Origin of the sequence: Halococcus morrhuae DSM 1307, from assembly GCF_000336695.1 — an archaeon.
Lineage (GTDB): Archaea > Halobacteriota > Halobacteria > Halobacteriales > Halococcaceae > Halococcus > Halococcus morrhuae.
The window spans coordinates 1-19,380 of sequence record NZ_AOMC01000033.1; the positions used below are offsets into that span (position 1 = coordinate 1).

Sequence of the window (19,380 nt, forward strand, 5' to 3'; positions counted from 1 at the left end):
ATTGGCTCCGTACACGACAGGAAGTCTGTGATTGGAAGCATCGCCCGTTACCCCTGCCTACATCCCGACGCTACTTAACGTGCAAAGCTGAGTATCTGGTTGGATCGGTCGTCGGCCCGGACCCGTTCCCCAGACTGGTGCGGGAGTTCCAGTCGGTCATCGGCCGCGAGGCACGTGACCAGTTCCGCGAGCGAACGGGCGAACTGCCGGATGCGGCGGTCGCCTGCGTCGGCGGCGGATCGAACGCGATGGGGCTGTTCGACGCCTTCCGCGACGATCCCGTGCAGTTCTACGGTGCGGAGGGCGGTGGCGAGGGCGGTGACTCGACCCGTCACGCCGCACCGCTGGCCGCGGGTACCGACGGTTCGCTCCACGGGATGCGTACGAGAATACTCGACGACGAGACCGAGGTCCACTCGATCTCTGCCGGACTCGACTACCCCGGCGTCGGCCCCGAACACGCGATGTTCCGCGCGGTCGGACGCTGCGAGTATCGCGCGATCCCCGACGAGGACGCGCTCGCTGCCTTTCGCGAGCTGAGCGAGACTGAAGGAATCATCCCGGCGCTCGAAACCGCTCACGCGCTCGCGCTGACGAGGGAGATCGCCGACGATCACGACTCGATCCTGGTGAACCTGAGCGGGCGCGGCGACAAGGACATGCGAACGGCGGCCGAGCAGTTCGACCTCGGCTGACGCCGGACGGCTGCGAAAGGTTTAGAAGCCGTATCGACCTACCGCGGCCAATGAAGATGGGTGGTGTCCGGTGGAGCTGTTGATAACCGAGAAGGAGACCGCCGCGAGCAACATCGCCGAGATCCTGAGCGAGGGCAGCGCCGACGTCGAGCGACGAAACGGCGTCAACGTCTACAAGTGGGGTGGACGACGCTGTGTCGGCCTCTCGGGCCACGTCGTCGAGAACGACTTCCCGCCCGAATACGCGAACTGGCGCGACGTCGAGCCGGTCGAACTGCTCGATGCCGATGTCGTGGTCGAACCCCACGAGAGCCGCGAGAACATCGTCCGCACGCTCAGGCTGCTCGCGAGGGATGCCAACGGCGTCATCATCGCCACCGACTACGACCGCGAGGGCGAACTGATCGGCAAGGAGGCCGCCGACATCGTTCGCGAGGTCTCCGACGCGCCGATCAAGCGTGCACGGTTTTCGTCCTTTGCCGAGCGCGAGGTGCGCGAGGCGTTCCACAATCTCGACGACCTGGATTACGACCTCGCGGCGGCGGGCGAAGCCCGCCAGGAGATCGACCTCGTGTGGGGCGCGGCGCTGACCCGATTCCTCTCGTTGACCGCCAAACAGCGCGGCAACGACTTCATCAGCGTCGGTCGCGTCCAGTCGCCGACCCTCAAACTCATCGTCGATCGCGAGCGGAAGATCCAGAAATTCGATCCCGAGACCTACTGGGAACTGTTCAGCGACCTTCTCAAGGACGAAACCACCTTCGAGGTCCAGTATTTCGACCGCGAGGACGGTCGCGGCACCGACCGCCTCTGGGACGAATCGGTCGCGGCGGAGGTTTACGACGCTCTCGGTGAGACGAGCGCGGCGACGGTCCAGGACGTCAGTCGTCGCACCCGCACCGACGACCCGCCCCATCCGTTCAACACTACCCAGTACATCCGCGCAGCGGGCTCGCTCGGCTACTCGGCCCAGCGCGCGATGAGCCTCGCCGAGGAGCTCTACACGGCGGGCTACATCACCTATCCACGAACCGACAACACTGTCTACCCCGACGATCTCGACATTGAGGAGCTCTTGGAGGGGTTCACGAACCACCGCGAGTTCGGCGACGATGCAGAGGCCCTGCTGGAAGCCGAGGAGCTTTCGGCCACCGAAGGCGACGAGGAGACGACCGACCACCCGCCGATCCATCCCACGGGGGAACTCCCGTCGGCGTCCGAACTCGGCGACGACGAACGCGAGATTTACGAACTGGTCGTCAGGCGCTTCTTCGCCACCGTCGCCGACCCCGCCAAGTGGGAGCATCTCCGCGTGACCGCCGCCATCGACGAGCACCACCTGAAGGCCAACGGCAAGCGACTCGTCGAACCGGGCTACCACGCCGTCTATCCGTATTTCAATACCTCGGAGAACCACGTGCCGGAGCTCGATGAGGGCGAGGAGCTCCCGATCGAGGACGTGCGCTCCGAGGAGAAGGAGACCCAGCCACCGCGTCGGCGCGGCCAGTCCAGACTCATCGAGCGCATGGAGACGATGGGCATCGGCACGAAAGCGACCCGCCACAACACGATCGAGAAGCTCTACGATCGGGGCTACATCGAGAGCGACCCGCCCCGCCCGACGAAGCTCGCCGAGGCGGTCGTCGAGGCGGCCGAGCAGTACGCCGACCGCGTGGTGAGCGAGGAGATGACGAGCCAGCTCGAAACCGACATGGCGGCCATCGCCGACGGCGAGACGGCTCTCGACGACGTCACCCAGGAATCGCGCGAGATGCTCGAAACCGTGTTCGACACGCTCCGCGACTCGCGCGAGGAGGTCGGCGAACATCTCCGCAAGTCGCTCAAAGCCGACAAAACGCTGGGGCCGTGTCCCGACTGTGGCGCGGACCTGCTCGTGCGAAAGAGCCGTCACGGATCGTCGTTCGTGGGCTGTGACGGCTATCCCGACTGTGAGTTCACGCTGCCGCTCCCCTCGGCTGGCGAGCCGCTTATCCTCGACGAAACCTGCGACGAGCACGACCTGCGGAAAGTGAAGATGCTCGACGGTCGGAGCACGTTCGTGCATGGATGTGCACTCTGTGCCGCCGAGGAGGCCGACGCCGAGGCTGACCGGATCATCGGGGACTGCCCCGAGTGCGGCTCGGAGCACGGTGGGGAACTCGCCATCAAAACCCTCCGAACCGGTTCGCGGCTCGTCGGCTGCACGCGCTACCCCGACTGCGAGTATTCGCTCCCGCTCCCGCGCCGGGGCGAGATCGAGGTCACCGACGAGTTCTGTGACGAGCACGACCTGCCCGAACTCGTCGTCCACAGCGGCGACGAGCCCTGGGAGCTCGGCTGTCCGATCTGCAATTACCACGAGTATCAGGCCCGGCAGTCGGTCGGCGACCTCGTGGATCTCGATGGGGTCGGCGAGAAGACCGTCGAGAAACTGGCGGCGGTCGGCGTCGAGAGCCTCGACGATCTGCGCGAAAGCGAGGCCGATTCGATCGCCGAATCGGTCCAGGGCGTGAGCGCCGAGAACGTGCGCAGCTGGCAAGCGAAGGCCGACTGACGGAAATCGACCGATTACGGAAGACGTTTAGGCGGCGCTCGGATTCCTGTTGCTATGAGCGCGCCGTGGACCGAGTGGGATCACATCGTGAAAATCGACCCGGACAAAAGCCTCGTCGACGGCGAGAGCTACGAGGACGTCTGCCGGACGGGCACGGACGCCATCGAGGTCGGCGGGACGACCGGGATGACCGAGGAGAAGATGCAAGCGGTCGTCGAGGCGTGCAGCGAGCACGACGTCCCCCTCTACATCGAGCCCGGTGTCGACGCGACCGTCGTCCATACGGACTCGCTCGACGGCTATCTCATCCCGATCGTGTTCAACGCTGGCGACGTCTCCTGGATGACCGGCGCACACAAGGAGTGGGTGCGCATCGACGACGGCATCGACTGGGCGCGCACCAACACCGAGGCGTACATCGTTCTCAATCCCGACTCGTCGGTGGCGACGTACACGCAGGCGAACTGCGATCTCGACGCCGAGGACGTCGCGGCCTACGCCACGATCGCCGAGCGGATGTTCGGCCAGGAGATCGTCTACGTCGAATACTCGGGCACGTTCGGCGATCCCGAGATCGTGGCCGCCGCCGGCGACGCGCTCGACGAGGCGACCCTCTTCTACGGTGGCGGCATCCACGACTACGACTCCGCCCACGAGATGGGTGAACGGGCAGACACGGTCGTCGTCGGCGATCTCGTCCACGACGAGGGCGTCGATGCAGTCCGGGAGACCGTTCGCGGCGCGACGGACGCGTCGTAAGGTCCGGACGAGGCGGCCGGTGGATGCGAACCCTTTCTATAACGCGGGATGCGATACTGACACATGCCCGAGGAGGTACTCTTCGAGACCGAACGGTCGATGGACCGCGGCGACGTCGCGGCCTACCTGCGGACGGTGGCGGACAGACTCGACGCCGGCGAGGAGATCGTGCTCGAGGCCGGCGACCAGCGCGTGACGCTCACCCCGCCCGATCGACCGACCTTCGAGGTCAAGGTCGAACGCGAAACGAACGGGAGCACCGAGACGAGCGTCGAGTTCGAACTCGAATGGGACGAGAGCGCGGACGGCGGCGGGGACGGACCGCTCACCATCGGCTGAGCAGGAGAAACGACGGCGTTTAAGACCGCCGCTCTGCATCGTCGTGTATGAACGACCGAACGACTACTGCGAGCGCCGAACCGGGAGACGACGTCACGGTCGCCGGCTGGGCACACGAGATCCGCGATCTGGGTGGAATCGCCTTCCTCATCGTCCGCGACAAGACTGGGAAGATCCAAGTCAAGTTCGAGAAGGACGCGATGGATGACGAACTCGTCGAAACCGGCACCGAAGTGGCTCGCGAGAGCGTCGTATCGGTCACCGGCGCGGTCGAGGAAGAGGAGCGCGCGCCAACCGGCGTCGAGATCGTTCCCGATAGTGTGGAAGTGATCGCACCCGCCGATCCCGAACTCCCACTCGATCCCTCCGGCAAGGTCGACGCCGAGCTTCCGACCCGGCTCGACAACCGCACGCTCGATCTCCGGCGCGAGGAGGCGAAGGCGATCTTCGAGATCCGTGCCGAGGTCCTCCGGAGCGCGCGCGAGGCGTTCCGCGAGCTCGGTTCGACGGAGATCACGACGCCGAAGATCGTCGCCACCGGTACCGAGGGTGGGACCGAGCTGTTCCCGATCACCTACTTCGGTCAGGAGGCGTTCATGAACCAGTCACCGCAGCTGTTCAAACAGTTGATGGTCGGCAGCGGGCTCGAACGCGTCTTCGAGATCGGGCCGATCTTCCGTGCCGAGGAGCACAACACGCCCCGCCACCTGAACGAGGCGACCTCGATCGACTTCGAGAGCGCGTTCATCGACCACGAGGAAGCGATGGACGCCTGCGAGCAGGTCGTCCGAGCGGCCTACGAGGGCGTCGCCGCAAACTGCGCCGACCAGCTCGACACTCTTGGCTACGACGACTTCGAGGTGCCCGACGAGGCGTTCCCGCGACTCACCTACGAGGAGGCGATCGAGCGCATCAACGCCACCGGCGAGCTAGACACCCAGCTCGTCTGGGGTGACGACCTGCCGACCGAGGGCGAGAAAGCGCTCGGGACCGACGTCGGCGGCCACTACTTCGTCACCGACTGGCCGAGCGAGATCAAGCCGTTCTACATCAAGGACTACGACGACGAGACGGAGCTCTCGACGGGCTTCGACCTGATGGCCCCCAACATGGAGCTCGTCTCGGGCGGCCAGCGTGAACACCGCTACGACCAGCTCGTCGAGGGGTTCGAAGCGCAGGGACTCGATCCCGAGGCGTTCGACTACTACACGAAGATGTTCAGATACGGGATGCCGCCCCACGCCGGCTGGGCGATCGGCGGCGAGCGCCTCGTGATGACGATGCTCGACCTGCCGAACATCCGTGAGGCCGTTCTGTTCCCGCGGGATCGCCAACGTCTGAGCCCGTAACACAACCGTCGTCGATTTCTCAATTCTCCGCGGCGTCTTCGACGAGTTCGATGGCGCGCTGACGGAGTTCGCCAGTCATGTGAAGGCCACGCTCATCGAGCCGCTCGACGAGTTGTTTTCCTTCCGTGCCCGTCAGTTCGTCATCGGAAACCGCTCGCACGACGACGCCGATGGTACCGGTGACGGTCGCGCCGAGTCCTTCTGCAACGCGTCGCACACGTCGGTCGTCGGAGAGCACCGCTACGGCACCGTCCTTTTGCTGCTGTCGGAGCACTTCGCCGATAATCGCCACGTCACCGTTCGTCGTCTCCTCGCCCAGCAGCTCCTTCGCAGTTGTGCTCGCCTCTGGTGCTTTGCCCGATGCGTTCGGGAGATCCGAACGCTCGATTGTTCCCGTATCGAGCGACGTACGCAGGCCACTCGCCGCCGGTTCGGTCGTCACCTCCGACTGGACGGGTTCGACGACCACGACGGACCCATTGAACACCGACAGGAGATCGAGCCTGCTGGCGTTCCCGAGTGCGATCAGCACGGTCGCATCGGCGAAAATCATCGTCACAGCTCGCGTGCGGCGTCGGCGTCGCGTTCGATATCCGCTGGCGAGAGCTGAGTCGTCAGGTTTCGCTCGTGGGCGATGTCGAGCCACTCGCCGAGCGGGACATCGGCGAGCCGTGCGGCCTGATTCACCGATATCTCACCGGTCTGATAGCGCTCGACGGCGATTCGGATCCGGAGATCGTGGAGTCCCTCCTGGAGCGCCTTTCGGATCGTCGTACTCCGATCCTCGTCCAGCAGCTCGGCGACCTCCTCAAGCGCTTCGCGTTCGTCGTCGGGAATCCGTGCGCTGATCGATGGCATGTATACATCGTACTACATCGTATTCATACATCAGTCTGTGGGTCACGCTTCGCTGCCGTCGAGCCAACAGCTGTTCGTGCGTCACGATCGAGAGCAGGCGTGTGCCGGACGCAACCGTTTATCCGATGGGGTCGTGGAGGGATGGTATGATCACCATGTACGCCGGCGGAAAACGGTTGCATCGACGGAAGACAGCGCCTCGCAGGCGGTGGGCGATCGACTGATGGTGGCGTTCGGAACGCTCGCGATCCTCATCGTCGCGACGCTCGCGAGCCTGTTCATGGCGTGGACCATCGGTGCCGGCTCGTCGGGCTCGACGCCGTTCGCGCCCGCAGTCGGTGCGCGCGCGATCTCGGTGATGCGTGCGGGCTTTCTCGTCGGCATTCTCGGGCTGCTCGGGGCGATCCTCCAGGGCGCGAACGTCGCCGACGCGGTGGGGACGGGACTCGTGGGCGGGCTCACGCTCTCGCCGACCGCGGCCACGGTACTGCTGCTGCTCGCGGCCGGACTGGTCGCGGTCGGCATCTTTACTGGCTATCCGATCGCCACGGCGTTCACGGTGACGGGCGCGGTCGTCGGCGTCGGACTCGGACTCGGCGGCAGCCCGGTCTGGCCGAAATACGCCGAAATCGGTACGCTGTGGCTGCTCGTCCCGTTCGTCGGCGGCGGCATCGCGTACACCACCGCGCGCGTGCTTCGCCACGAGTCGATCCCCGAGCGATACACGATCCCGGCGCTCGGGGCCATCATCGGCCTCATCGTCGCCAACATCCCGTTCACGCTGCTCGGGTCGGGTTCGAGTGGCGCGTCGGTCGCCGCGGCCGCGACGGCGGAGCTGCCCCTTCCGTCGGCGATCGGCCAGGCGCTCGTCTCGCTGCTCGTCGCCGTGGCGGCCGCGGGCGCGCTCGTCTGGGATCTCGATTCGGACGTCGAGAGGGCCGAGCGCCACTTTCTGCTCGCGCTCGGCGGTCTGGTGGCGTTCTCGGCCGGCGGGAGTCAGGTCGGGCTGGCCGTCGGACCGCTGCTCGCGGCGGTCAACGGGATCGCGCTTCCGATCTCGATATCGCTGTTCGCACTGCTCGTCTTCGGCGGGATCGGCCTGCTCGCGGGTTCTTGGATGGGCGCGCCGCGGATGATCAAGGCGATCGCCCAGGACTACTCCTCGCTCGGCCCGCGGCGATCGATCGCGGCGCTCATCCCCTCCTTCGCCATCGCCCAGACCGCCGTCGTCTTCGGCATTCCCGTCTCGTTCAACGAGATCATCGTCAGTGCAGTCGTCGGCAGCGGGTTCGCGGCCGGCGGGGCCGGCGTCAGCACGCGCAAGATGGCGAACACGGTGCTCGCGTGGATCGGCTCGCTCGCGCTGGCACTCGCGCTCGGCTACGGACTGATAACCGTCATTCAACTGTTCTGATCGATCGTTCGCCGGGGCAGCCGGACAGTCGGGCGAACACGCCGTTCTGGGGTGGGGATGGATGGTTCGGCACGACGGCGCTGGCGGTTTTTTCTCACCGACGCGGACTCCGAACGGCCGGGTTTATGTTGTCGGTCGCCGAGAAACCCGTATGGCGGCTCCTGAACGCCGACGGGGATCGAACGCCGAGCCGCAGGCATTCGTTCCGGGGCACGTCACGGGGCTGTTCAGCGTCCATCCAGCCGACGATCCCCGAAAGGCGGGATCGCGGGGTGCGGGTCTCGCACTGTCGGCCGGGGTGACGGTGACGGTCGTGCCGGCCGACGAGACGACCGTCGAACTCGACGGCGAGACAGTCGGAATGGAGGCCGTGACGGGCACGCTCGATCGGCTCGGCGTGAGTGCTGCGGTTCGCGTGGAGAGCGACCTCCCGGTGAGCGCCGGCTTCGGCGTCTCGGGCGGGGCGGCGCTCGGCACGGCACTCGTAGCGAACGAGCGGTTCGATCTCGGCCACACGGAAAACGAACTCGTCAGCGTCGCCCACGCCGCGGAGGTCGAAGCGGGGACCGGTCTCGGCGACGTGGTTGCCCAGGCCCGTGGCGGCGTGGCGCTCAGATACGAGCCGGGTGCACCCGGCTACGGGGAACTCGACGGGATTTCTACACCACCGACACGCATCGAGTACGTCTCTTTCGGCGGGCGCTCGACGGGCGAGATCATCGGCGGCGACGTCGAGACGCTCACGCAGGCCGGCGAGCGGGCACTCGCGGAGCTGTGCGACGCACCGACGTTCCCGCAGCTGTTCGTCTGCTCACGGGCGTTCGCCGCGGATGCCGATCTACTTACCCCTCCCGTCGAGCAGGCCATCGACGCCGTCCGAGAGGCAGGCGGTGAGGCGGCGATGGCGATGCTTGGCGAGACGGTGATCGCCCTCGGCGACGGGCTGACGCGGGCCGGCTATGAGCCCGCGATCTGCGAGATCGACCGCGCGGGCGCGAGACTGGTGTAAGGTTTTTCCCGGATGGCCGCACAGTGGTGGCCATGACGATCGAGGTGCCAGACGATCACCCTCGCAGCGAGTCCCTCCACACGCGCCACCGGATCGAGGACGGCGTCGATGCCGGCCTCACCCACAAGCAGGGACTCATCGCCGAGGGTCGCGGCGAGGCCTTCGACTATCTGCTGGGCGAACGGACGATCCCGAGCGCCGACCGTGCCGAACGCGCCGCCGCCGCCCACCTCCTCCGCGCCGACCACCCCGTGCTCTCGATCAACGGCAACGCCGCGGCGCTCGTTCCCGACGAGATCGTCGCGCTCGCCGACGCCACCGGGGCGGCGATCGAGGTCAACCTGTTCAATCGGACCGACGAGCGTATCGCCGCCATCGCCGATCATCTCCAGGACCACGGGGCCACGGACGTCAAGGGCCGGACGGCCGACGCCCGGATCCCGGGTCTCACGAGCGAGCGCGCGAAGGTCGCTGCCGACGGCATCCACGCCGCCGACGTCGTGCTCGTCCCGCTGGAGGACGGCGACCGTGCCGAGGCGCTCGGCGCAATGGGAAAGACGGAGATCGTCGTCGACCTCAACCCGCTCTCGCGCTCGCCGCAAGTCGCCGCCGTCCCGGTCGTCGACAACCTCGTCCGCGCGATCCCGAACATCGCCGCCCACGCCCACGATCTCGCCGACCGCTCCGACGACGAACGCGAGCGGGCCATCGATGCGTTCGATCGCGAGGCGGCGCTCGACGCGGCCGAAGCGGCGATCCGCTCCGGCGAACTCGACTGAGCGAGGACGGCGTTTCAGTTTTGATATCTTGCATACGAAAGCAACAGCTTCAGGGGCGGTCAACTGAATAATATCACATAGATAACTTACGAGGCGTGGTGGGTCGGTTCTTTCCCACTCGACACGAGCCGGCACGGATGCCGGCGACGGCGTATCGGGGCGCGAACGACGACGATGAATCATGAATCGGAACCAACAACGACGACGACCAGAGGCATCGACGACCAGCTCTCGGCGGCGGTTCCTCGGGACGGCGGCCATCGGTACCACCGGGCTGCTGGCCGGCTGTCTCGGTTCGGCCAGCGGCACCACGACGACGCTGACGATGGGCTATCAGCCGTTCTCGGCGCACGCCTGGGAGGCGCTGGTGATGAAACACAGCGACATCCCCGAGAACTACCTCCCGGACGGCTACTCGCTGGAGTGGCAGTCGGCGCTTCAGGGAGCGGTCATCGGCAACCGCATCAGCGTCGGCAAGAACCAGGCCGGCTGGATGGGCGACATGCCGGCGCTGACGACGATCGCCCAGACGGAGACCCCCGCGAGTCTCGTCGGACTGGCAAACTGGTCGCACGGCCAGCAGTGCAACCTCCTCATCGTGCCGAAGGATTCGGATATTCAGCAGATTTCCGACATCGCCGGCAAATCCGTCGGCGTCACCAAGGGGTCGTGCACACATCGCTATCTCCTCCGGCTGCTCGACGCCGAGGGGATCGACACGAACACGGTCGAGATGGTCGATACGGGGATCTCGACCATCCTCGCGAACCTCCGGGAAGGTCGCATCGCGGCGGGGCTCGGCTGGGAACCCTCGATCGCGAAGTCGGTCTTCGAGGACGATCTCACCAAGTACGTCTCGACCGGCGCGGAGTACGACATCATCGACGCCGGCGGCCTTCCGATGACCGATACCCTCATCGAGAACCACCGCGAGGCGGCGAAGGCGATCCTGAAGGCCGAGCTCGAAGCGACGCGCGTCTTCGAGCGCGACCGCGAGCGAACGCTCGATCTGGTCGAACAGGAACAGGACCTGCGCTACTTCGACCGCTCGACGCTGCGCTGGGGTGCCTACCGCGATCCGCCGATCGGCGAGGACGTCCAGCGACTCGAGTTCGCGACCGACTACGAGCGAGCCAAAGAGCCGGGCAAGCTGATGAAGGAGACCGGACCGAAGTTCCTCACGCGTCAGGGCGCGCTCGAATCGCCGCCGTCGGCGGATCGCTACAAACCCGAGATCCTCGACGAGGCGGCGGCCGAACTCGGTGACAGCGTCGGATGGGCACCGCGCTCGGCCGGCGGCTCCGGTAACGGCTCCGCGAACGGTTCCGGCGGAAACGCATCGGCTGCGAACGCCTCGACCGGAAATGGCTCGGCCGGCAACGGTTCGGGAGGCACACGATGAGCACCGGCTCGATGAGCGACCGGCTCGTCGAGGGGTTCACCGGGAGCCTGCCGTCGCCGACGCGCGGCGTTCGAAAGCTCGTCTCGCTGGTCGGCTTCGTCGCGGTCTGGTGGCTGTTCTACGAGTTCGGCGTGCTCAACTTCGAGCACTTCGTCAGCCCCGTGACGACGATCGTCGAGTTCGCCGGCGCGCTCGCCGGCCAGCCGCTGACCGAGGGTGGCGACACGATCTATCTCCATGCCATCTACTCTGGCGCGCGGGTCGCGGTCGGAGTCGTCGCGGCGGCGCTGCTGGCCATCCCGCTCGGGCTCGTCGTCGGGACGAGCGATCGCTGGGAGAACCTGCTCTATCCGGCGCTCGAAGCGCTGCGCCCGATTCCGCCGATCGCGTGGCTGCCGATCGCCATCATCGTCTTCCCGGCGCTCGCGCTCGGCTCGGTGTCGGTACCGCTGCCCGCGCTGTTCGTCGTGTTCATCGGGTCGTTCTTCCCGATCTTCACGAACACGATCGAGGGCGCACGCACCATCGAGACGGAGTACGGTCAGGCCGCCCGCTCGCTCGGGGCCGGTTCGGGCGACGTCTTCCGACACGTCGTGCTGCCGGCGACGCTCCCCTCGATCATCACCGGGCTGTCGCTCGGCGTCGGCCTCGGCTGGATCACGGTCGTCGCCGCCGAACTGCTCACCGGCGGCCCCGGACTCGGCTACATCATCATCCAGGGGTCGCGACTGCTACAGAACCAGGTCGTCGTCATCGGCATGCTCGCCGTCGGCGCGCTCGGCTACGCCACCTCGGCGCTCGTCGAGGCGCTCGGCAACTGGCTGATGCCCTGGTCCACGGAGTAATCCATGAGTGAACCCAACACAGACACCACGACGCGTTCCGACATCGACGAACAGTCCGACGAACAGTTCCGCTCGTGGACCGAATCGAGCGGCACCGGTACGGTCAACATCCAGGATCTGAGGAAGGTCTACGGCGACGACGGGGACGAACTGGTCGCCGTCGACGGGATGGATCTCCACATCGAGGCCGAGGAGTTCGTCACCGTGCTCGGCCCCTCGGGCTGTGGGAAGTCCACCGTGATGGAGTGCATCGCGGGCTATCTCGATCCCACCGAGGGCGAGGTGCTGGTCAACGACGAACCGGTCGAGGGGCCCGATCCCTCGCGCGGCGTCGTCTTCCAGGAGAACCGACTGTTCCCCTGGAAGACGATCAGCGAGAACGTCCGGTTCGGCCCGCAGATGCGCGACGACGTCGACGAGAGCCGCGTCGCGTCGCTGTTCGATCAGATGGGGCTCGAAGGGTTTGAAGACGCGTACCCGAACGAGCTCTCCGGCGGGATGCAACAGCGCGCCGAGCTCGCCAGGCTGCTCGCGAACGATCCGGACATCATGCTGATGGACGAACCGTTCAGCGGGCTCGATGCGATGACCAAGGAGCTGATGCAGGAGAAGCTGCTCGACGTCTGGGAGGACGACGACAGGACTGTGCTCTTCATCACCCACGACGTCGAGGAGGCCATCCTGCTCGCCGACCGCGTCGTCGTGATGACCGCCCGCCCGGGCCAGGTCAAGGACGTCATCGACGTCGACCTGGAGCGCCCGCGAAGCACCGACATGGTCACGACCGATCGGTTCAACGAGCTCCAGCGCCGCGCCAGCGAGAGCATCCACGACGAAGCCGAGCGAGCGATGGAGCAGGCGGAGGGTCGTGCCTGATGGCGTACGCACGGCGACTCGAACAGTCGGCGTCGCTGCTGGCGGTGCTCGCCATCTGGGCGGTCGCGACGATGTTCGTCGGGGCGGTCCCGAGTCTCCCCTCGCCGGTCGAAGTGGCGGTCGCGTTCGTCGACGCGGCCGCGAGCAGTTCCTTCTGGCAGGAGGTCGGCCGGAGCACGTTCCGGGTGTATCTCTCCTTCGCCATCGCGACGGTCGTCGCGATCCCGCTCGGGCTGCTCATCGGCCGGAGCGAGGTCTTCTCGGATCTGACCTTCCCGGCGCTCGAAGTGCTGCGCCCGATCCCGCCGATCGCGTGGTATCCCGCGCTGACGATCATCCTGCTGACGCCCGCGAACATCGTCCGGTTCATCATCTTCCTGGCGGCGTTCTTCCCAATCTTGCTCAACACCATCGAGGGCGTTCGCGGCGTCGAGGAGGAGTATCCGCAGGCGGCGCGCTCGCTCGGTGCCAGCCCATTCCAGACGATGCGACACGTGGTGTTGCCCGGCGCGCTACCGTCGATCTACACCGGGCTCGTCAACGCGATGGGGCTCGCGTGGGTGAGCCTCGTCGCCGCCGAACTGCTGTCGAGCAGCGGGCTCGGCTACTTCATCTGGAACGCCTTCACCGCTGGCGAGTACCCCAACATCGTCGTCGGGATGATCGCGGTCGGCGTGCTGGGTTACGGCTCCTCGGCACTGCTCCGCCGTCTCGGCGCGCGTGCCATCCCGTGGCTGTCGGCCGCCAACGCCTGAACCGACTCACGTCTCTTCCGGGGGCGCTTCCAACCGTTCCTGATCGACCGCGTAGATCGTCACGTTGTCGGCGGCGAACGCCACAGTAACGCCCTGCAGTTCGGAGAACGGGCGGATGTCGCCGTATCGATCGCGCTCTGTCGGCCCCACGTAGACGTACTTCGCATCGTATCGTTCGAGCAGCGCGGCGCGGCGCTCGGCCGAGCCGAGATAGATGGTGTTGACGGCGTACACCCGATCGAGATACGTCTGCCGGCCGCGATACTGCGCCTCGTGAGAGACGCCGACGACCGTCGGGACGCCCGTGAGGCTGGCGGCCGGGCTCGCGCTCCAGCGATAGACGTAGCGGCTGGGTGCCGAGACGATCGCCGGCCGGCCGGAGCGATTGTCGAGCCAGCGGATCGCTGCGACCTGGCCCGGAACGTTCTCCTCGGCGGCGGCCAGCCCATCGAGCGTTGGCTCCTCGACGTTCGGGTCAGCGAAATGGCGCTGGACGGCGACGCCGCCGAACGCGGCCGTCGAGAGCACGAGCACGGCGGCGAGAACGCTGGCGACCTGCTGGCGGCGCGTCCAGTTCCACGGGCCGCGACCGCGGACGAGTCGCGGGAGGACGACGCCGGTGGCGCTCGCCCAGAGGATCCACGTCGGCATGTACGTCTTCACGACGGTGTTGAACCGCCCGTCGCCGCCCTCGGCGAGAAAGCCGAGTTCGGGCAGCACGAGCAGTCCGAACCCGGCGACGACGAGGACACCCACGAAACCGATGCGGTCGGTCGCGAGGAGATACCAGCAGAGCACGAGTGGCACCGCGAACAGCGCGATCGGCGCGAGCGCGCTCGGGACGAGCGCGACGAGGGCGACGAGGGCGACGAACCCGAGCCCGCCGGCGACGGCGACGGTCGACGACCAGCGCCGGCGACTGCGGGCGAGCAGGAGAGTGAGGAAGATCGCGAGGAACGCGCCGTGGACGAGCAGCAACGAGTCGATCGAACTGCGCGCGGCCGCAGCGAGAACCATCAGCGACGTGCTCGGTCCGGCCTGCACCGGTCCGAGGAAGAAGGGGAGCGCGGCGAGAACGCCGATCACGCCCACGACCGCCGAGAGTCCGGCCGCGCCGGCCGTCCGCACGAGCGCACCCCGCGGCCTGTCGGTCGTTGGGTGGCCCACGATGCGATCGATGCGGGTGGCGAGACGGGTCGGGACGAGCGAGCGCAGGTCGGTGGGGGCGAACGTCAGCGTCAGCCACGTCACGCCGAGGACGATGGCCAGGCTCCAGGTGTTGACGAGCGCCATGAACCCGCCGACGACTGGCACGGCACCGAAGACGAGCGCGCGCCGGCGACGGACCGACGCGGCGGGCGTGCGGTAGTAGGCGTAACACAGCCCGACCACGCAGAGCAGGAACGGCGTGCTCGTGAAGTACGGGCGGATGTCGCCCCGGATCGCGCCGAACAGCGGGAACGGGTCGTACGTTTCGGGGATGATGCGCCCGGCGACCTTGTACTGGTAGTCCGTCGGGATCGGCCGGAGCACCTGATAGTCCGGAAGCTTGGAGTGTGCCGCCGCGAACGCGTCGGCGGCTCCCTCGCGGATCGATGCCGGCAGCCGCCTGATCAACAGTCGAACGGCCGTCGAGGGGTTGCTCGCAAAGATCGTGAAGAAGACCGCTGTCGCGCCGGCGATCCGGCGTGTTCGACTGCTGTACGAGAGGACCGTCCGGCGGGCCCGTCGCCCGACCGCGACCGCGCCGGCGAGTTCGTACGCACCGGCCGCGAGCGATCCGAACAATCCCGCCATCGCGAGGTTGAACGCCGTCCACGGAACCGTATCGGTCAGACGGGCCAGCAGCGTGACGACGAAGTGGCCACCGTAGTAGTAGATCATCGACTCGCCGGCGAACCAGAAGTCCTCGATCGGCAGGCTCCCGGCACGATGCAGCGATGCCACGAGGCCGAAATCGAGGAACTTCTCGCCGCCCGGCGTGATGCCCGGTTCGACCGATCGCAGCGCGATGACGAACAGGTAGACGAGCGTGAACACCGCCACCGCCTCGACGGTCGCCCGGCGATCGATCTCGACGCCCGACCGGGCCGCGAGCACCGCACAGATCGCGAGCGCGACGAGCCCCGCGAACAGGGCGACCCAGCCGAGCGAGAGGAAGCCCACCCAGAAGGCGACGAGGGTCATGATCGTCAGCGAGATGGCGAACGAAAAGCCCGCACCGCGGCCCGGCAGCGACGAGCACAGCCACGCGGCCACCGGCAGGCCGAACAGCGCGAGACCGACGAACGTCAGCCACCACAGCGCGACGAGACCGTACTCCATCCGTTGATTTTTCCGAGAACATCCGTTATACACCTTTGGATGTCCGATCGCACGACTCGACCGCCATCGCACCGCTTTTGCCGCCGGTCGCCGATCCCGTCCCATGAGATCGCCGTCCGTCCCGCTCGTCGATCGCCGGGTTCGCTACGCGCTCGTCGTACTGGTCACCGGGATCGTCCTCGTCGCCTCGGTCGTCGAGACGAGCGGGACGCCGACCGTCGGGCCGTTCGGACTCGTCGGGATGGATAAGTGGACGCACGCGCTCGCCTACGCAGGGGTGACGGCAACGCTCGCGTACGCCTCGATCGAGAACGGTCACGCCCGGCTGGCGCTCGCGGTCGGGCTGGCCATCGCCTTCGGCATCGGTATCGAGACCGTGCAGGAACCGATCGCCTACCGGACCGCGAGCGTCGCCGACGTGCTCGCCGACGCGATCGGGGCCTGCCTGCTCGCGCTCGGCTGGCGCACGTTCTCGCGCTACGTGCGATTCGTTCCGAGCGACGAGTCGAGAACTCTACGCTAAATCCGATCGAACCGGGACGAACCTGCACGCGAATTGGAGGGGTGTGGAATATCAGGGAACACGACCGCTCGCCAGACGGACGAAGCCGAGCGCGAACTCCGTACTGTGGTACTCGTCGGTGTGTTCTTCGAGCGGCCGGCGAGCAGCAGTGACGCGCTCGTCGAGCGGTTTCCACGGCGGGGTCGGGTAGCGCAACTGTCGGGTCGGCGGCGCGCTCGCGGCGACGAAAAACCGAAAGGCGGCGTCGAGCGGTTTCGCGCTCGTCCGGGTGCTGCGCGTGGCGTCGAGCAGCGCGACGCGTCCGTCCGAGCGCACGAGGGCGAGCCAGTCCTCGACGACCGCGGCCGGGTCGGCGAGCATGCCGACGACGAAGCTCGCGAGCACCGCGTCGGCGCGCTCGATCGGCGGTGCGGTGGCGTCACCGTGGACGAGATGCACGTTCGTCCAGCCGGCGGCCGCGACGTGTCGGCGAGCACGATCGAGCATCCCGCGCGTGAAGTCGACGCCGACGACCGTTCCCTCGGAGCCGACCGCTTCGCGCAGATACGGGAGGTTCGCGCCCGTGCCACAGCCCATCTCGATGACCGTATCCCCGGGCGAGAGATCCAAACTCTCGACGGCGCGTTCGCGCCACGATCCGACTCCTGGCAGGGTGGCAATGGTGTCGTAGAGGCGCGCCCAGCGGCCGTAGAAATTCTGTGCTTCGCTCGCGCCATCTCCTTCCTCCCCGCTTGCGCGCTCATCGGTCATCGTCAGAGGAGATCGCGGACGCGTGCGGCGGCGTCGGCGGCGCTCGGCGCGAGCAGGTAGACGTTGGCCTCGACACCGAACCCGCCGGTGTGATAGAGTGCGTCGGCATCCGCGGCGTCGACGGCGGCGATCGCCTCGTCGGTGTCGCGTTCGCCGTCGAACGCCACCGTCGAGAAATCGAGCGATTCGAGCCGATCGACGAGATCGGCGTCGTAGGCGAGGTTGAGTGCGGCGAGCGCGTCGTTGCCGTTGTCGCGCGCGGCGAGCAGGACGCCGGCGACGTGGCCCGAGACGCCGAATTCGGGGTCGCCCGGGACCGTCGTGCGTCCCTTGACGTCGAAGATGCGACCGGGGACGCCCGCCACGTCGTCGATATCGGTGGCGTCGGGAACGCACTCGACGAGGTTCGAGCCGACGTTCGGAATCAGTCCGGCGAAACCGCTCGTGGCTTCGAGCGTGCCGATCCCGCGGCGCACGGACGAGCGGGCGCGCTCGGCCGCCCGGAGGCTGCTGTCCGGATCGTGGACGTCGAAGCCGTCGTATTCGTTGAGGCCGGGCATCGCCGCGGCGTGGAGCTCCGAGAGCAGGTCGTCGCGTTCGAGCTGACGGATCAGGATCTCGCTCTCGACGAGCGCGCCGACGCTCGTCAGTTCGTCGTTGGCGAGCCCCTCGGCGAGATCCTCGGCGAGCCCGGCGACGCGCTCGTCGTCGAGCACGCGCTCGTTGCGCGCGACCTCGCCGTGGGCGTATTTCGACACCGCCGACTGGCTGATGCCGAGGATGTCGGCGACCTCGCTCTGGGTGAGATCGCGCTCGCGCAGGCGCTCGGCCAACAGCGAGCGGAACGTGGGCAGGAACTCGTCGACGACGATCTCCTCGATGAATCTCATCGCTCGTCCTCCTTCTCGTTTGCCTGATCCGCCCCGCTCGCTCGCCGATCAGGGTTCCCCCGTTCGGGCCGCTGGCTGCCGCCGAACTCGTCGTCGCTGCCGATCTTCGAGGCCTGCGGGCCGACCTGGCCCTGATATTTCGAGCCGCGCTCGTCGCCGTAGGGCACTTCGGCGGCGTTTTTGAGCTCCGTGAAGATGACCTGCGAGATGCGCATTCCCGGCGTGAGTGCGACGGGCGCGGTGCCGAGATTCGAGAGTTCGAGCGTGACCTGGCCCTGATAGCCGGGATCGACGATGCCCGCCGTCGCGTGGATGACGATCGCGAGCCGCCCGAGCGACGACCGGCCCTCGACGCGCGCGATGAGATCGTCGGGCACCCCGACGTGCTCGACGGTCGTCCCGAGCACGAAATCACCGGGATGTAGAATGAACTCCCCGCCCTCGTCGACGACCGTCTCGGTGACGTACTCGTCGACTTCGTTTTCCGAATTGGGATGGATGCAGGGGATGTTCGTCCGCTGGAACTCCAGGAACTCGCGGCCGAGCCGGAGATCGACGCTCGCTGGCTGGATCTGGAGCTCGGGGTCGGCGAGCGGCTCGATGACCAACTCGCCCGCATCGAGCCGCCGCCGGATGTCCCCATCGGCGAGTATCATACCCGTTCGTGCCGGCGATTCGCCTAAAACCCACGGTTCCACACCGACGGTGGTCAGCGACCGCCCGCGGGCACTTCCTCGTCGAGTTTGGTGTCGCCGCGACGATAGCGCTCCAGTCGCCGATAGCCGGTGATGTGTCCTGCGTCGTCGAGTTCGAGCGCGTAGCGCCCGAGGATGTCCTGAGTGTCGGGCACCGAGCGCCGCTCGATGATCTCGGTCAGCGCGCGCCAGCCGTCGTCGTTGCGCTCGATCTCGACGATGCCGTCGAGCGGGCGACCGATGAGATCGCTGGCGTTCTGCCGAACGTGATCGCGGATCTCGACGATACCGACCGTGTCGCCGTCCTGACTGCTTCCCGCACTCTCGTCGCCATCGCTCTCCTCGTCGTCACCGTTGCCGTCGTCGGTGACGGTATCGAGACGCTCGTCGATGGCTTCTTTCGCACCGGTGCGGTCCTCGCCGTCGGTTTCGGCCTCGCGAAGCGCTTCGAGCGTCTCGCGGTCGTCGATATCGTCGAGTTCGTCGCGCAGTTCGTCTATCGTGTGCTCGTTTGGGTCGAGATCGGCCATGATGTCCTACGTATTCGGCGTCGTGAATAAATT

The 19,380-nt window shown here is 67.0% G+C and carries 20 protein-coding genes; 13 read left to right on the forward strand and 7 right to left on the reverse strand.

The window, feature by feature from the left end:
- The 5 genes from C448_RS01495 to aspS all read left to right on the forward strand — a co-directional run.
- Window positions 1-695, forward strand: a 695-nt coding sequence (locus C448_RS01495; protein ID WP_152415496.1) for a pyridoxal-phosphate dependent enzyme, incomplete at its 5' end; no start/stop codon positions are given.
- 70 nt (window positions 696-765) lie between these two features.
- A complete protein-coding gene (locus C448_RS01500; protein ID WP_004051361.1) occupies window positions 766-3,249 on the forward strand; it encodes a DNA topoisomerase I in 2,484 nt (827 codons plus the stop codon).
- A 54-nt stretch (window positions 3,250-3,303) separates the two neighbouring features.
- A complete protein-coding gene (locus C448_RS01505; protein ID WP_004051362.1) occupies window positions 3,304-4,008 on the forward strand; it encodes a phosphoglycerol geranylgeranyltransferase in 705 nt (234 codons plus the stop codon).
- 63 nt (window positions 4,009-4,071) lie between these two features.
- Window positions 4,072-4,347: an amphi-Trp domain-containing protein gene (locus tag C448_RS01510; RefSeq protein WP_004051363.1), complete on the forward strand. Its 276-nt coding sequence runs from the start codon at window positions 4,072-4,074 to the stop codon at window positions 4,345-4,347.
- A gap of 47 nt (window positions 4,348-4,394) precedes the next feature.
- Window positions 4,395-5,696, forward strand: a complete 1,302-nt coding sequence (aspS, locus tag C448_RS01515; RefSeq protein ID WP_004051364.1) for an aspartate--tRNA(Asn) ligase — start codon at window positions 4,395-4,397, stop codon at window positions 5,694-5,696.
- A gap of 19 nt (window positions 5,697-5,715) precedes the next feature.
- Here the strand turns inward: aspS and C448_RS01520 are convergent, their stop codons facing one another.
- Both C448_RS01520 and C448_RS01525 read right to left on the reverse strand, forming a co-directional pair.
- The gene (locus C448_RS01520) at window positions 5,716-6,249 is read right to left on the reverse strand and encodes a hypothetical protein (protein ID WP_049916016.1); all 534 of its coding nucleotides are present in this window, start codon (window positions 6,247-6,249) and stop codon (window positions 5,716-5,718) included.
- A 2-nt stretch (window positions 6,250-6,251) separates the two neighbouring features.
- Window positions 6,252-6,554: a UPF0175 family protein gene (locus C448_RS01525; protein WP_004051366.1), complete on the reverse strand. Its 303-nt coding sequence runs from the start codon at window positions 6,552-6,554 to the stop codon at window positions 6,252-6,254.
- 223 nt (window positions 6,555-6,777) lie between these two features.
- On the opposite strand from C448_RS01525, the gene C448_RS01530 reads away from it, so the two are divergent.
- From C448_RS01530 to C448_RS01560, 7 genes are all read left to right on the forward strand, one after another.
- Window positions 6,778-7,968, forward strand: coding sequence for an inorganic phosphate transporter (locus C448_RS01530; RefSeq protein ID WP_004051367.1), 1,191 nt, complete (start codon window positions 6,778-6,780; stop codon window positions 7,966-7,968).
- 151 nt (window positions 7,969-8,119) lie between these two features.
- A complete protein-coding gene (locus tag C448_RS01535) occupies window positions 8,120-8,977 on the forward strand; it encodes a pantoate kinase (protein ID WP_004051368.1) in 858 nt (285 codons plus the stop codon).
- Between the two features lie 32 nt (window positions 8,978-9,009).
- Entirely contained in the window at window positions 9,010-9,756 is a 747-nt protein-coding gene (locus C448_RS01540) for a 4-phosphopantoate--beta-alanine ligase (protein ID WP_004051369.1), read from the forward strand.
- Between the two features lie 181 nt (window positions 9,757-9,937).
- Window positions 9,938-11,158, forward strand: coding sequence for an ABC transporter substrate-binding protein (locus C448_RS01545; RefSeq protein ID WP_004051370.1), 1,221 nt, complete (start codon window positions 9,938-9,940; stop codon window positions 11,156-11,158).
- Entirely contained in the window at window positions 11,155-12,003 is an 849-nt protein-coding gene (locus C448_RS01550; protein ID WP_004051371.1) for an ABC transporter permease, read from the forward strand. The genes C448_RS01545 and C448_RS01550 overlap by 4 nt, the downstream gene beginning before the upstream one ends.
- Window positions 12,004-12,006: 3 nt before the next feature.
- Complete coding sequence (locus C448_RS01555; RefSeq protein WP_004051372.1) at window positions 12,007-12,879, forward strand: ABC transporter ATP-binding protein; 873 nt, start codon at window positions 12,007-12,009, stop codon at window positions 12,877-12,879.
- Entirely contained in the window at window positions 12,879-13,634 is a 756-nt protein-coding gene (locus tag C448_RS01560; RefSeq protein WP_004051373.1) for an ABC transporter permease, read from the forward strand. The genes C448_RS01555 and C448_RS01560 overlap by 1 nt, the downstream gene beginning before the upstream one ends.
- A gap of 6 nt (window positions 13,635-13,640) precedes the next feature.
- Here the strand turns inward: C448_RS01560 and C448_RS01565 are convergent, their stop codons facing one another.
- Window positions 13,641-15,959 carry a DUF2298 domain-containing protein gene (locus C448_RS01565; RefSeq protein WP_004051374.1) on the reverse strand — a complete coding sequence of 773 codons (2,319 nt, stop codon included), beginning with the start codon at window positions 15,957-15,959 and terminating at the stop codon, window positions 13,641-13,643.
- 103 nt (window positions 15,960-16,062) lie between these two features.
- On the opposite strand from C448_RS01565, the gene C448_RS01570 reads away from it, so the two are divergent.
- Window positions 16,063-16,482 carry a VanZ family protein gene (locus C448_RS01570; protein WP_004051375.1) on the forward strand — a complete coding sequence of 140 codons (420 nt, stop codon included), beginning with the start codon at window positions 16,063-16,065 and terminating at the stop codon, window positions 16,480-16,482.
- Window positions 16,483-16,533: 51 nt separating this feature from the next.
- Here the strand turns inward: C448_RS01570 and C448_RS01575 are convergent, their stop codons facing one another.
- Genes C448_RS01575 through gvpO form a run of 4 tightly spaced genes read right to left on the reverse strand, consistent with a single transcriptional unit; the run spans window position 16,534 to window position 19,347 of the window.
- On the reverse strand, window positions 16,534-17,232 hold the full coding sequence (locus tag C448_RS01575; protein ID WP_004051377.1) for a class I SAM-dependent methyltransferase: 699 nt from the start codon (window positions 17,230-17,232) through the stop codon (window positions 16,534-16,536).
- 2 nt (window positions 17,233-17,234) lie between these two features.
- On the reverse strand, window positions 17,235-18,122 hold the full coding sequence (locus C448_RS01580) for a thiamine-phosphate synthase family protein (RefSeq protein ID WP_004051379.1): 888 nt from the start codon (window positions 18,120-18,122) through the stop codon (window positions 17,235-17,237).
- The gene (gene dcd, locus C448_RS01585) at window positions 18,119-18,778 is read right to left on the reverse strand and encodes a dCTP deaminase (RefSeq protein ID WP_004051380.1); all 660 of its coding nucleotides are present in this window, start codon (window positions 18,776-18,778) and stop codon (window positions 18,119-18,121) included. Before dcd ends, C448_RS01580 begins: the two co-directional genes overlap by 4 nt.
- A 53-nt stretch (window positions 18,779-18,831) precedes the next feature.
- Window positions 18,832-19,347, reverse strand: a complete 516-nt coding sequence (gene gvpO, locus C448_RS01590) for a gas vesicle protein GvpO (RefSeq protein WP_004051382.1) — start codon at window positions 19,345-19,347, stop codon at window positions 18,832-18,834.
- Between the last annotated feature and the right edge of the window lie 33 nt (window positions 19,348-19,380).